This window comes from Pseudomonas nabeulensis (assembly GCF_004682045.1).
Lineage (GTDB): Bacteria > Pseudomonadota > Gammaproteobacteria > Pseudomonadales > Pseudomonadaceae > Aquipseudomonas > Aquipseudomonas nabeulensis.
On the sequence record NZ_QUZT01000073.1, the window covers coordinates 18,572 to 32,530 of the forward strand.

General features: G+C 60.8%; 10 protein-coding genes and 1 pseudogene. 8 read left to right on the forward strand and 3 right to left on the reverse strand.

The annotated features are described in order from the left end of the window. Nucleotides 1-41: 41 nt before the first annotated feature. The 4 genes from alr to DYL61_RS26700 all read left to right on the forward strand — a co-directional run bounded on the left by alr (nt 42) and on the right by DYL61_RS26700 (nt 4,431). Entirely contained in the window at nt 42-1,115 is a 1,074-nt protein-coding gene (gene alr, locus DYL61_RS26685; RefSeq protein WP_135310819.1) for an alanine racemase, read from the forward strand. A gap of 116 nt (nt 1,116-1,231) precedes the next feature. Then, nucleotides 1,232-1,780, forward strand: a complete 549-nt coding sequence (locus tag DYL61_RS26690; protein ID WP_003176893.1) for a cupin domain-containing protein — start codon at nt 1,232-1,234, stop codon at nt 1,778-1,780. A gap of 181 nt (nt 1,781-1,961) precedes the next feature. Next, nucleotides 1,962-2,375, forward strand: coding sequence for a c-type cytochrome (locus tag DYL61_RS26695; protein WP_135310820.1), 414 nt, complete (start codon nt 1,962-1,964; stop codon nt 2,373-2,375). 133 nt (nt 2,376-2,508) lie between these two features. After that, on the forward strand, nt 2,509-4,431 hold the full coding sequence (locus DYL61_RS26700) for an acetyl-CoA hydrolase/transferase C-terminal domain-containing protein (protein WP_135310821.1): 1,923 nt from the start codon (nt 2,509-2,511) through the stop codon (nt 4,429-4,431). Between the two features lie 146 nt (nt 4,432-4,577). Here DYL61_RS26700 and DYL61_RS26705 read toward each other — a convergent pair whose 3' ends face one another. Both DYL61_RS26705 and rep read right to left on the reverse strand, forming a co-directional pair. Then, complete coding sequence (locus DYL61_RS26705; protein ID WP_071485175.1) at nt 4,578-5,150, reverse strand: xanthine phosphoribosyltransferase; 573 nt, start codon at nt 5,148-5,150, stop codon at nt 4,578-4,580. A gap of 58 nt (nt 5,151-5,208) precedes the next feature. Further along, a complete protein-coding gene (gene rep, locus DYL61_RS26710; RefSeq protein WP_105695985.1) occupies nt 5,209-7,218 on the reverse strand; it encodes a DNA helicase Rep in 2,010 nt (669 codons plus the stop codon). Nucleotides 7,219-7,473: 255 nt separating this feature from the next. On the opposite strand from rep, the gene DYL61_RS26715 reads away from it, so the two are divergent. Next, nucleotides 7,474-9,138: a putative bifunctional diguanylate cyclase/phosphodiesterase gene (locus tag DYL61_RS26715; protein ID WP_135310822.1), complete on the forward strand. Its 1,665-nt coding sequence runs from the start codon at nt 7,474-7,476 to the stop codon at nt 9,136-9,138. A 21-nt stretch (nt 9,139-9,159) separates the two neighbouring features. Here DYL61_RS26715 and DYL61_RS26720 read toward each other — a convergent pair whose 3' ends face one another. Then, nucleotides 9,160-10,566 (reverse strand): NorM family multidrug efflux MATE transporter, encoded by a 1,407-nt coding sequence (locus DYL61_RS26720; RefSeq protein ID WP_135310823.1) that lies wholly within the window; start codon nt 10,564-10,566, stop codon nt 9,160-9,162. A gap of 150 nt (nt 10,567-10,716) precedes the next feature. Between DYL61_RS26720 and DYL61_RS26725 the strand changes: the two genes are divergently transcribed. From DYL61_RS26725 to DYL61_RS32090, 3 genes and pseudogenes are all read left to right on the forward strand, one after another. Further along, complete coding sequence (locus DYL61_RS26725; protein WP_135310824.1) at nt 10,717-11,634, forward strand: LysR substrate-binding domain-containing protein; 918 nt, start codon at nt 10,717-10,719, stop codon at nt 11,632-11,634. Between the two features lie 180 nt (nt 11,635-11,814). Continuing rightward, a pseudogene (locus tag DYL61_RS32085) lies at nt 11,815-12,888 on the forward strand (Cache 3/Cache 2 fusion domain-containing protein); the annotation flags it as partial. A gap of 180 nt (nt 12,889-13,068) precedes the next feature. Continuing rightward, nucleotides 13,069-13,791, forward strand: coding sequence for a methyl-accepting chemotaxis protein (locus DYL61_RS32090; RefSeq protein ID WP_476705395.1), 723 nt, complete (start codon nt 13,069-13,071; stop codon nt 13,789-13,791). Nucleotides 13,792-13,959: the final 168 nt, after the last annotated feature.

Sequence of the window (13,959 nt, forward strand, 5' to 3'; positions counted from 1 at the left end):
TGCCGGTTTTTCTTCACTCTGCTGCCTAGAAGCCTGCCGCCATGCGTCCTGCCCGTGCCCTGATCGACCTTCAAGCCCTGCGCCACAACTACCAATTGGCCCGTGAAGTCACGGGGGCCAAGGCGCTTGCCGTGGTCAAGGCGGATGCCTACGGCCATGGCGCCGTACGCGTGGCGCAGGCGCTGGAAGCCGAGGCCGATGGTTTTGCCGTGGCGTGCATCGAAGAAGCGCTCGAACTGCGTGCCGCCGGCATTCGTGCGCCGGTGCTGTTGTTGGAAGGTTTTTTCGAAGCGGACGAACTGGCGCTGATCAACCAGCATGACTTGTGGTGTGTGGTGCATTCGTTGTGGCAGCTGGAAGCCATTGAGCAAGCCCGGTTGAGCAAACCGCTGACCATCTGGCTCAAGCTCGACTCAGGCATGCACCGCGTTGGCCTGCACCCCAAGGATTACCACGAGGCCTACCAGCGCCTGCTGGCCAGCGGCAAGGTGGCCAAGATCGTACTGATGAGCCACTTCGCCCGCGCCGATGAGCTGGATTGTGTACGCAGTGACGAACAAGTGGCAGTGTTTGATGCGGCGCGCCAGGGGTTGTCGGCGGAAGTCAGCCTGCGCAATTCGCCGTCGGTGATGGGCTGGCCCAATGTCTCCAGTGACTGGGTGCGCCCCGGCATCATGCTTTACGGCGCCACGCCATTTGGCGAGGACCAGGCGGTGGCCGCGCGTTTGCAGCCGGTGATGACCCTGGAATCCAAAGTCATCTGCGTGCGTGAGCTGCCGGCGGGCGAGCCGGTAGGTTATGGCGCCAAATTCATCACGCCCAAGCCGATGCGCATCGGCGTCGTTGCCATGGGGTATGCCGATGGTTACCCACGCCACGCCCCGACCGGCACGCCGGTGTTGGTTGCCGGGCAACGCAGCCAATTGCTCGGGCGCGTGTCCATGGACATGCTGTGCATCGACCTGACGGATGTGCCTCAGGCGGGTCTCGGGTCCTCGGTGGAGCTGTGGGGTAAAAATATCCTCGCCAGCGACATTGCCACCGCTGCCGAGACCATCCCCTATCAGATCTTCTGCAATCTGCGCCGCGTGCCAAGGCTCTATTCCGGCGCTTGATCGCCCGGTACGAATACAGCTGCCCGGGATTTAGGCCCAAGTGTTGTAAATACTGAACGCTGTCGCCATGATAACGCTCAATTACAACAAAGCCTGAATCCTAGGAGGCTCCTGCATTGGACGTCGGCGAACGACTGCAATCCATCCGTAAACTCAAAGGTCTTTCCCAGCGTGAGCTCGCCAAGCGTGCGGGTGTCACCAACAGCACCATTTCGATGATCGAAAAAAACAGCGTCAGCCCCTCGATCAGCTCCTTGCGCAAGGTGCTGGGTGGCATTCCCATGTCCATGGTCGAGTTCTTTTCCGAGGAGATCCTCCAGGAAATACCGACGCAGATCGTCTATAAAGCCAATGAGCTGATCGACATCTCTGACGGCGCCGTCACCATGAAACTGGTAGGCCGGGCGCACCCCAGCCGGGCGATTGCGTTTCTCAACGAGATCTACCCACCGGGCGCCGACACGGGCGAAGAAATGCTCACCCACGAAGGCGAGGAAACCGGGATTCTGGTGGAAGGGCGCCTGGAGTTGGTGGTCGGTCTTGAAACTTTTGTGCTCGAAGCTGGCGATAGCTACTACTTTGAAAGCACCAAGCCTCATCGTTTTCGCAACCCGTTCGACGTGCCGGCGCGACTAATCAGCGCAGCCACACCCGCGAACTTTTGACAGAAGAGGCGTGCTGCCAGCGTTGCAGACACACCCGAAGCTGCATCCGTGAAACCGAATCTCCCTTTATTTAATAGGGTTGTTTCGGCCCGGCGGGCTAACCGTTATACTTTCGCCGCCTGCGAAACCGTGGCCGCAGGCGTGAATAGCCACCATTGAGGGTGAACGCGTGAACCTAATTATGAAAATGCTGGCTGCACCAGCAACCGTACTGGCCCTATGGGCTGTCAGCGCTCAAGCTGCGACCAATGATGAAATTGCCAAGCGCCTGGAGCCTGTGGGCCAGGTGTGTGTCCAGGGCCAGGAATGCAAGGGCATGGAAGTGGCCGTTGCGGCGGGCGGCGGCGGCGCTAAAACCCCGGACGATATCATCGCCAAGCACTGCAACGCGTGCCACGGCACTGGCTTGCTGGGTGCACCAAAAATCGGCGACACCGCCGCCTGGAAAGACCGTGCCGACCACCAGGGTGGCCTCGATGGCCTGCTGGCCAAGGCCATCACCGGCCTGAACGCCATGCCGCCGAAGGGCACGTGTGCGGATTGCTCGGATGATGAGCTTAAGGGTGCAATCGAGAAGATGTCGGGGCTTAAATAATCCGATCTTCGCCAAAAAGCCGCTGACCAGCGGCTTTTTTGTGCCTGGGTTTTGTGTTTCCAGGCTGTTCTTTGCAGCAAAGACCCGCCACTCTCTGTCCAACCCCTAATCACGGAATGTTCAGGAGGGTCGGATGGTGCAGTTGTGTTCAATCGAGCAAGCAGTTGACGACGTACTGGCGCGCTTGCCGGCGCATATCCACATGGGCATGCCCCTGGGCCTGGGCAAGCCCAACCTGTTCGTCAATGCGCTGTACCGGCGCGTCGCCCAGTTGCCGGAGCGGGAGCTGACGATCTACACCGCGCTGAGTCTGGGCCGCCCGACCATGGGCGACGGCTTGCAGAAGCGCTTTCTGGAACCGTTTATCGAGCGGGTGTTTGGCGATTACCCCGAGCTGGATTTCCTCGCCGACCTGCGCAAGGACAGCCTGCCGAAGAATATCCACGTGCAGCAGTTCTTCATGCAGCCTGGCAGCCTGCTGCACAGTACGTCGGCCCAGCAGGACTATGTAAGCAGCAACTACAGCCACGCCGCCCGTGATATCAACGCCGCTGGCCTGAACCTGGTGGCGCAGTTGGTGGCCAGCAGCGCCGAGCATCCCGATCGCCTGAGCCTGAGCTGCAACCCGGATATCACCCTCGACCTGTTGCCAATGATCGCCAAGCGCCGCGACGCCGGGGAGACCATCCTGATTGTCGGCCAGGTTCACACCGATTTGCCCTACATGCCCGGTGATGCCGAATTGGGCATGGATGCGTTCGACTACTTGCTGGATGAAAAAGACAGCACCACGTTGTTTTCCACGCCGAACATGCCGGTGGGGTTCCAGGATCACTTTATCGGCCTGCATGCCAGCACGCTGGTGCGCGATGGTGGCACCTTGCAGATTGGCATCGGCTCAATGGGCGACGCGCTAACCGCAGCATTACTGGCCCGACAGGCCGATAACGAAGCCTATCGATTGCTGCTGACTGACCTCGACGTGTACCAATGGGCGCCGTTGATCAGCCATGAAGGCGGCGTCGCGCCGTTTGCCCGTGGTCTTTATGGTTGCAGCGAAATGTTCGTCAACGGCCTGTTGGTACTGGCAGATGCGGGGATTATCCGGCGCAAGGTCTACCCGGACGTGGCGACCCAGGAACAGGCAAACGCCGGCACGTTGGACGATGCCGCGCAGCCCGATGGGGTTTCAATCCATGGCGGCTTTTTCCTCGGCCCGGGCAGTTTCTACCAACGCCTGCAGGAAATGACCCACGCCAAGCGCCTTGAATTCAACATGACCCGCATCAGCTACATCAACGAACTGTACGGCCAGGAAGAACTCAAGCGCCTGCAACGGTTGGATGCGCGGTTTATCAACAGCGCAATCATGGTGACGCTGCTCGGTGCTGGCGTGGCCGACCAGTTGGAAGACGGCCGTGTGCTCAGTGGCGTCGGCGGGCAATACAACTTTGTGGCCCAAGGGCATGCGCTGGAAGGCGCGCGCTCCATCCTGATCCTGCGCAGTTGGCGCGAGTCGGCGGGAGAGGTCAGTTCCAATATCGTCTGGGACTACGGTCATTGCACCATTCCCCGACACCTGCGGGATATCGTCATCACCGAGTACGGCATCGCCGATTTGCGCGGCCAGACGGATGCCAAGGTGATCGAGGCGTTGCTCAATATTACCGACTCACGCTTCCAGGACGACTTGATCGAACAGGCACAAGAGGCCGGCAAGTTACCCAAGGGTTTTCAGTTGGAGGCGCGTTTTACCGACAACACACCGGAGCGGCTCAAGGGCATTCAGGCGCGGCATCGTCGGTTGTTCCCGGAGTATCCGCTGGGCAGCGACTTTACCGATGAAGAACGGGATCTGTTGCGGGCGTTGAACTGGCTCAAGAGCAAATTCAAGCTGACGGAGATTCTGGAGTTGGGCAAGGCCGCGCTGGATGCGCCGGAGCCGGAGGCGTTTCCAGAGCATTTGAAGCGGATGCGGTTGGATAGCCCTGAAGGGCTGAAAGAGGACCTGTATCAGCGGCTGCTGCTTGCTGGCTTGCAGGCCACCGCGCACTAACAAACAATAGAGGGCAAATGTGGGAGGGGGCTTGCCCCCGATAGCGTTGTATCAGTCACAGATGTATTGGCTGACACACTGCAATCGGGGGCAAGTCGAATCGTCGCACCGCCCCTCCCACATTTTTAACTGCATTCAGGCAGTGATTACTCGATGAAGGTCACTACACCGCCGGCCAGCGATTTAACCCGCGCCAATGACTCAACCCGATACCCCTGCGCATCCAGTTCCGCACGGCCACCCTGGAACGATTTCTCGATCACGATCCCCAAACCGGCAACGGTTGCGCCCGCCTGTTTGATGATCGAGATCAGCGCCTGGGACGCCTTGCCGTTGGCCAGGAAGTCGTCGATCACCAGCACGCGGTCGCTGCTGGTGAGGTGGCGCGGGGAGATCGCCACGGTGCTTTCGGTTTGCTTGGTGAACGAATACACAGTCGCCGACAACAGGTTTTCAGTCAGGGTCAGGGACTGGTGCTTGCGCGCGAAAATCACCGGGACGCCCAGGTTCAGGCCGGTCATGATCGCCGGCGCAATGCCCGACGCTTCAATGGTGACGATCTTGGTGATGCCCGAGTCCTTGAACAGCGCGGCGAATTCGTCGCCGATCAGTTTCATCAGCGCCGGGTCGATCTGGTGGTTCAGAAAGGCGTCGACCTTGAGTACCTGATCGGAAAGCACGATGCCTTCTTCGCGAATTTTCTTGTGCAGTGCTTCCACGGAAAGCTTCCTCTGTTGGCGCAACGCGCGCCGAAAGTAGATTAAAAAGTAGTCGATTCTAGCGCTTTAGCATCGCGCGTATATCCGCCAAGGCAGTGTTGCCGCGCACGGCTTTTACCTCGGTCGGGGTGTCGTCATTGCCTTCCCAGGCCAGGTCGTCCGGCGGCAGTTCATCCAGGAACCGGCTGGGGGCACAATCGATGATTTCGCCGTATTGCTTGCGCTTGGCGGCAAAGGTGAAGGCCAGGGTCTGACGCGCGCGGGTAATGCCCACGTAGGCCAGGCGGCGTTCTTCTTCGATGGTGTCGGCTTCGATGCTGGAACGGTGCGGGAGGATTTCCTCTTCCATGCCCATGATGAACACGTAGGGGAATTCCAGGCCTTTGGACGCATGCAAGGTCATCATCTGCACACCTTCGGCGCCGTCTTCCTCTTCCTGCTGGCGCTCCAGCATGTCGCGCAGCACCAGCTTGCCGATGGCGTCTTCGACGGTCATCTCGCCGTCTTCGTCTTTTTCCAGGGTGTTCTTCAACGCTTCGATCAGGAACCACACGTTACTCATGCGGTAATCGGCGGCTTTGTCGCTGGAACTGTTGGTGCGCAGCCAGTTCTCGTAGTCGATGTCCATGACCATGCTGCGCAGGGCACTGATCGGGTCTTCGCCGGCGCACTGCTCGCGCACCTTGTCCATGAAGCGCTTGAAGCGCGACAGACGATCGGTGAAGCGCGTGTCCAGGTGTTCGCCCAGGCCGATTTCGTCGGTGGCGGCGTACATCGAGATCTTGCGTTCGGTGGCGTAGTTACCGAGCTTTTCCAGGGTGGTCGAGCCGATTTCCCGGCGCGGCACGTTGATCACACGCAGGAAGGCGTTGTCGTCGTCCGGGTTCACGATCAGCCGGAAGTAGGCCATCAGGTCTTTTACTTCCTGGCGTCCGAAAAAGCTGTTGCCGCCGGACAGGCGATACGGCACCTGGTGGTGCTGCAATTTCAGCTCGATCAGCTTGGCCTGGTAGTTGCCGCGATAGAGGATCGCAAAGTCGCTGTAGGGTCGGTCGGTGCGCAGGTGCAGGCTGAGGATTTCCACGGCCACGCGTTCGGCTTCGGCGTCTTCGTTGCGGCAGCGGATCACGCGGATCTCATCGCCATGACCCATCTCGCTCCACAGTTGTTTTTCAAACTCGTGGGGGTTGTTCGAGATCAGTACGTTGGCGCACCGCAGAATGCGGCTGGTGGAGCGGTAGTTCTGCTCCAGCATCACCACTTTCAGGGACGGGTAGTCGTCCTTGAGCAGCATCAGGTTTTCCGGGCGGGCGCCACGCCAGGCGTAGATCGATTGGTCATCGTCGCCCACCACGGTGAACTGGTTGCGCTTGCCGATCAGCATCTTCACCAGCAGGTACTGGCTGGCGTTGGTGTCCTGGTATTCGTCCACCAGCAGGTAGCGCACCTTGTTCTGCCATTTTTCCAGGATGTCGGCGTGTTCTTCGAACAGTTTTACCGGCAGCAGGATCAGGTCGTCGAAGTCCACCGCGTTGAACGCCTTGAGCGTGCGCTGGTAGTGGGTGTAGACGATGGCGGCGGTCTGTTCCTTGGGGTTGCGTGCGTTTTCCAGGGCCTGGGCGGGCAGGATCAGGTCGTTTTTCCAGGCGCCGATCATGTTCTTGATCTCATCCACGCCGTCGTCGCCTGCGTATTCCTTTTGCATGATGTCGGTCATCAGCGACTTGACGTCGGTCTCGTCGAAGATCGAGAAGCCCGGCTTGTAGCCCAGGCGCACATGCTCCTTGCGGATGATGTTCAAGCCCAGGTTGTGGAACGTACACACGGTGAGGCCACGGCCTTCGCCACCCTTGAGCAGGGTGCCGACGCGTTCCTTCATTTCCCGCGCCGCCTTGTTGGTGAAGGTCATGGCGACGATGTACTGGGCGCGGATGCCGCAGTGCTGGATCAAGTGCGCGATCTTGCGGGTGATCACGCTGGTCTTGCCGGAGCCTGCACCGGCGAGCACCAATAGAGGGCCGCCGACGTAGTTCACGGCTTCTTGCTGCCGGGGATTGAGTCGGGACATACAGAATTCAGGGGGTCATTGATCAAAAGGGCGGGCATTTTAACAGGCTCGCAGGATTCTGCTCTGTCAGAACGACAGTGTGACGTACCACTCGATCTAAATTTGCCGGTTTTGATACTTTGCCGCAGGATGTGCAGGCATTTACGACTAATGTTTGTAATCTGCGTATTTGATAACCCCTATCATTGGTGATTATCAGGCCGCACGTCATAATGCCCGTCGCCAACGAAATCTTGCAGAGTCTAGGGAGCTAGCTTGTCTACGCCTGTCGAACCCTTGCGTTTGCTGCTACTGGCCGATGCGCCTGAGTGGGCAGCGTTGTTGCGCGAGTGCCTGGCGCCGATGGGCGAGGGGGCCGTGCTGATCAGCGCGCCGAATTGGGATTCCGTGAGTCGTTTGTTCGATGACGACCACAGCGCCGTGCTGTTGACCACGCCCAACCTGCAACCAAGCCCTGGCCGTTGCAGCTTGCCGAGCGTGTTGCTGCTGGAGCAGGAACCGCTGGTATCGCCCCTCGGCGTCAGCGATTGGCTGGTCCGGGATGTAGTGGACGCCGATACATTGCGCCGCTGCCTGCGCCATGTTCGCGAGCGCGGCCTGCTGGAAAACACCCTGCAACGCCTGGCCGAACAGGACCCGCTGACGGGCATCGCCAACCGTCAGGGTTTCCAGACACTGCTGGCAGCGCGACTGGCCGAGAACGAAGGCCGCGGCGTGGCCCTGGGGCATCTGGACCTCGACAATTTCCGTCACGCCAACGACGCGCTCGGTCACCAAGCCGGCGACCGCCTGATCCTGCAAGTGGTGTCGCGGCTCAAGAGCCAGCTCGAGGCCGGCGACCAATTGGCCCGCCTGGGCAGTGACGAATTCGCCTTGCTGATCGACACCCGCCGCGCGCCCCAGCGCGCCGAGTGGATCGCCGAGCGCATCACCGAAGTCATGGCCGAGCCCTACTGGGTCGACGGCGAGAGCCTGCTGATCGGTTGCAGCCTGGGCGTGGCCCATGCCCGCGCTCGTGCCGGCGCCGACCCGCTGATGTGGCACGCGCATATCGCCATGCAGCAAGCCAAGAGCACCCAGGGCTGCACCTTTCATATCTTCAACGAGCGCATCAACCGCAACGCCCGCAGCCTGGCCGATCTGGAAACCGAGCTGCGCCGCGCCTTGCGCCGGGATGAGTTGGAATTGCACTACCAGCCGCGGCTGGACCTGGACGATGGGCACATCGTCGGCCTGGAAGCCTTGGTGCGCTGGCGCCACGGCGAGCGCGGCCTGTTGCCGCCCAGCGAGTTCGTGCCGTTGGCCGAGCAGAGTGGCTTGATCGTTCCGTTGGGTTACTGGGTGATCTCCCGCGCCCTGCGCGACATGCAGGCGTTGCGCGAACGCGGCCTGCCGCCGTTGCACATGGCGGTCAACCTGTCGTTCCGCCAGTTCCAGGACAGCCAATTGCTTTCGACCCTCAGCCGCTTGATTACTGAGCGTGGCGTGGATGCGCGCTGGTTGGAGTTTGAGTTGACCGAGACCGCCGTGATGCGCCGCAGTGACCTGGTCAAACAGACCATGGATGCCCTCGGTCGTCTGGGTGTGCGGTTTTCCCTGGATGACTTTGGCACCGGTTTTTCATCGTTCGTGCACCTCAACAGCCTGCCGATTGCCTTGTTGAAGATCGACAAGAGCTTTGTCGGCGGCATGGAAGAGCGCGAAGAAAACCGCAAGTTGGTGCACGCCATGATCAACCTGGCGCACAACCTGAACCTGGAAGTGGTGGCCGAAGGTGTGGAAACCCCTGAGCAGCTGGCGTTGTTGCGGTTGTTTGGGTGTGACCAGGCCCAGGGTTATCTGATCAGCAAGCCGTTGCCGCTGCCGGAATTGGTGGAGTACCTAACCTTTGGTAAGGGCCAGCAGGCGCTGTTGGGCTAAATCGCAGCCTTGCAAACCCAATTAACCCTGTGGGAGGGGGCTTGCCCTCCCACTTTCAGGCTCCGGCTCCTGCCGAATCATCCGCTTCATCTTCGCCTCAAATGCCCAGGTCAAACTCACCGCCGCACATGCCAGCCCCAGCGCCAAGCCCCACCAAACCCCGGTCGGCCCCCAGCCGAGGGTGAAGGCCATCAGCCAGGCCGACGGTGCTCCAATCAACCAATAACAGCCGGCACCGATCAGGAATGTGGTCTTGGCGTCCTTGAGCCCGCGAATGCAGCCCATGGCGATGGTCTGCACCCCGTCAAACAGCTCGAACCACGCCGCGACGGCGAGCAGGCTGACCGCCAGGACGATCACATCGTGGAACGCCGGGTTGTCATGGTCGATCAGCAGTCCGATCAGCGGATCGGAAAACAGCCACAACACCGCGGCAAATCCGAGCATCACCATGGCGCCAAAGCCGATGCCAACGCGTCCGGCCATGCGTGCCTGCGTTAACTGCCCGGCGCCGTAGTGTTGGCCGATGCGCATGGTCACCGCGTAGGACATCCCCGCCGGCACCATGAACGCCACCGAGACGATTTGCAGGGCAATCTGGTGCGCCGCCAACTGGGTGCTGCCCATGGTGCCCATGCACAGGGCCGCAAACGCGAACAGCCCGACTTCCACCGCATAGGTGCCACCAATCGGCAGGCCCAGGCGCCACAGCTCGCGCAGGTACTGGGTGTTCAAGCGCAGCAGGCCAGCGCTCAGGGGGTAGGCGGCGTATGCGCGGTTGCTGCGGATGTACCACATCAACGCCAGCGCCATGCCATTGGCGACGATAGCGGTGACCAGGCCGATACCCATCAACCCGAGCTTGGGCAGGCCGAACATGCCTTCGATCAAGGCGTGATTGAGCAGGTAGTTGAGCACGGTGCCGCCCAGGCTGATCACCATCACCGGCGTGGCCTTGCCGATGGCGCTGGTAAAGCCGCGCAAGGCCATGAAACTCAGGTAACCGGGCAGGGCGAAGGGCAGGATCGTCAGGAACTGTCCCGCCGACTGTACGTTGGTTTCGGTCTGGCCGAACATCAACAGGACCGGCTTGAGGTTCCACAGCAGCAAGCCTGCCGCCAGTGCCATCAGCCAGGCGAGCCACAGCCCTGCCTGAGTCAGGCGGGTGGCGCCTTCGATATCGCCTGCGCCATGACGGATCGCCACCAAAGTGCCCACGGCGGCAATCACGCCAATGCAGAAGATCGACACGAACGAATAACTGGCCGCGCCCAGGCCGCCGCCGGCCAAGGCTTCGGGGCTCAGGCGGGCCATCATGAGGGTGTCGGTCAGCACCATCAGCATGTGCGCCAACTGTGAGGCAATCAACGGCCCCGACAGCCGCAGAATGGCCCAGAGTTCGGTACGCGCCGGATGCTGCATGATCATCACGCTCAAATAGTCAGGGGGTTGTGGAAGGGTTGATTCTCGGCGCGCTCGGGCCATTACACAAAGGGATAAAAGCGATCATTCGCATGACTAAAACTCATGCGTGTCGAATCTGGTAGGGTGAGGCATTGCTCTGTAGGGGTTTTCCAGATGTCTCGTCGTCTTCCTCCGCTTTATGCCCTGCGGGCTTTTGAAGCCGCCTCTCGACACAACTCGTTCACCCGTGCAGCGGAAGAACTGTCGATTACGCAAAGTGCCGTGAGCCGACATATCCGCACCCTGGAAGATCACTTCGCCTGCCGCCTGTTCCAGCGCAGCGGGCGCACCTTGCAGCTCACCGAAGCCGCGCGCCTGCTGTTGCCCGGTGTGCGCGAAGGGTTCGCCGCGCTGGAGCGGGCCTGTCATACCTTGAACGCCGAGGACGACATCCTGCGCATGAAGGCACCGTCCACCCTCACCATGCGTTGGCTGCTGGCGCGGCTCAGCCGCTTCCGGGCGTTGCAGCCGGGCAATGAGGTGCAACTCACCAGTGCCTGGATGAGCGTGGACGAGGTGGACTTCAACCAGGAGCCGTTCGACTGTGCTGTATTGCTGAGCTTCGGGCATTTTCCGGCCGATTGGGAGGCGTGCTACCTGTTTCCTGAATTGTTGATTCCGGTGGGCGCGCCGAACCTGCTGGACGACGGCCCTTGGGATGCCGAGCGCCTGGCGACCGCCGAGTTGCTGCACCCCACGCCCGACCGTCGCGACTGGCGCAACTGGCTGGAACGCATGGGGCTTTCCTCGCAGGTATCGCTCAAGGGCGGGCAGGTGTTCGACACGCTGGAACTGGGCATGATCGCGGCGGCGCGGGGCTACGGTGTGTCCATGGGCGATTTGCTGATGGTGGCTGAAGACGTCGCCCAAGAGCGGTTGAGCCTGCCGTGGCCGACAGCGGTGGCCAGTGGTGAAAATTACTACCTGGTATGGCCCAAGACCCGCCCGGGTGGCGAGCGGTTGCGACGGTTGGCGGACTTTCTACAGGGTGAGGTCAAAGCGATGGAATTACCCGACGTAGAGCGCTTGTAACGGCTCGATACATATCCACGGTGCAATCGTTTGCGCGATACCCCTGTGATTCGCTCAAGTATTGATCGTGCGCGCCGAAGTAGGTGTGTTGGGACCATCGTGCACCAACGCTACCCACTAGATAATTTGCCGAGCAGCGCTATGAGATCAGGATGATCCTGGCCTCGGCCAGGAGCTGTCATGTCTCAACCTCGCGCTCGGATCGCCTCCCAGCTAGGCCTCGCGTTAGCCGTGATCCTCGCTGTCGCCATTGGCGGCAGTACTGTCTTTGCCTTGCGTTCTCTTGACGCTGCCAACCTCGATACCCGTGAAGAACACTTGGCCAGCGAAGCACGCCTGCTTGCTGACCAGCTCAATACTTTCCACAGCACGCTGCGCGAAAGCACGCAGCGGCTGACGGGCTTGTTCGAAAAGCGCTTCGGCGCCGGCTTGAGCGTGCGTGCGGACCAACCGGTGACCGTGGCCGGCGTGCAAACCCCGAGCCTGTACCTGGGCAGCCACGTCCTGAACAACGATTTCACCGAAGTCGACGAGTTCAAGCAGATGTCCGGCGGCGTAGCCACCGTGTTCGTGCGCAGCGGCGAAGACTTTATCCGCATCAGCACCTCCCTGACCAAGCAGGACGGCAACCGCGCCATCGGCACAGTGCTGGATCGCCAGGGCCCGGCCTATCAGCGGGTGCTCAGCGGGCAGACATATATCGGTCGTGCGGTGCTGTTTGATCGTTCCTACATGACCCAATACAGTCCCGTGCGTGACAGCAGTGGCCAGGTCATCGCCGTGTTGTTCATCGGCTTCGACTACACCGATGCGCAGAATGCCCAGTTCGACAACCTCAAGCGCTTCCGTATCGGCCAGACCGGCTCTCTGGCGTTGCTCGACGAGCAGAAGCGCTGGCTGGTGCCGCCGGCTGGCGTACAGGCACCCGACCAGGCTGTACCGGTGATGCTGGACCTGGCCAAGACGCCGGGTGCCGGTCGCTTCTGGGCAGATAAAAACGAAGATTTCTACAGCGTATCGGTGCCGTTCGAAGGCGGCCCGTGGGCGGTAGTTGCCAGCATGCCCAAGGCCGAGATTCGCTCGGTGACGTGGGATGTCGGTATTCGGCTGGTGATCGGCAGCGTGCTGGCGATGCTGCTGGCGGTGGGCGCTACGGTCTGGCTGCTGCGCAGCAAGCTGGCGCCGTTGGGTGACCTGGTGCGTCAGGCCGAGGCCTTGGGCGCGGGCGACTTGAGTGCACGCCTCAACGTGTCCAGCCATGACGAGATTGGCCAACTGGCCCGCAGCTTCAACCAGATGGGTGAAGCGCTGTCGACGATGGTCTCGCATATTCGCAAGGCGGCCGAAGAGGTCAATGGCCGTGCCCAGGCATTGTCCGGGTTGTCCGGCGGTGCCTATGAAGGCATGGAGCAGCAGTCCGGCGAGATCACCAGCATGGCCGGCGCGGTGGAAGAATTCAGCGCCACTTCGCTGAACATCGCCGACAACATGGGCAACACCGAGCGCCTGGCCCAGGAAAACGCCCAGCAAACCCGTATTGGTCGTACGTCGATGCAAGAGGCGTCGTCGTCTCTGGAACATATCGCCACGGCGCTCAATAGCACGGCTACGGTAATCAACACCTTGGGTCAACGCTCCCAGGAGATCGGTGGGATTGTCGGTGTGATCACGTCCATTGCCGAACAGACCAACCTGTTGGCGCTCAACGCGGCTATCGAAGCCGCTCGCGCCGGCGAGCAAGGTCGCGGGTTTGCCGTGGTCGCTGATGAAGTGCGCAACCTGGCATCGCGGACTCGCCAGGCCACTGACGAGATTTCCGGGATGATCCAGAGCATCCAGCAGGAAACCGGCAATGCCATTAGCACCATGGAACACGGCAATGTGCTGATGCAGGAAGGCCTGTCGCGTAATGCTGATGTGGCTTCGGCGCTGGCGCGTATTGACGAGCAAAGCCGTTCGGCGGGCCAGCAGTTTGCGGCGATTACCACGGCGACGCAGGAGCAGAGCAGTACGGCGACGTTGCTGAGCAGTAATTTGCAGAGCATTGCGTTGGCCAACAGTGAGCAGCGGGAGGTGGTGTCGAATTTGGCGATCACCGCCAAGGAACTGGAGACCTTGGCGGCAGGTTTGCGCCATGAAGTAGACCGCTTCCGCTGACACCCGGCAGTTCAAAGGTTGGAGATGGCTTGTGTGGGAGGGGCGGTGCGACGATTCGACTTGCCCCCGATTGCAGTGGGTCAGCCATATATTAGGTGGCTGATACACCGCTATCGGGGGCAAGCCCTAATGCCTGTCAGTTAAGGAAACAGCAGATGAGCTGCTTTG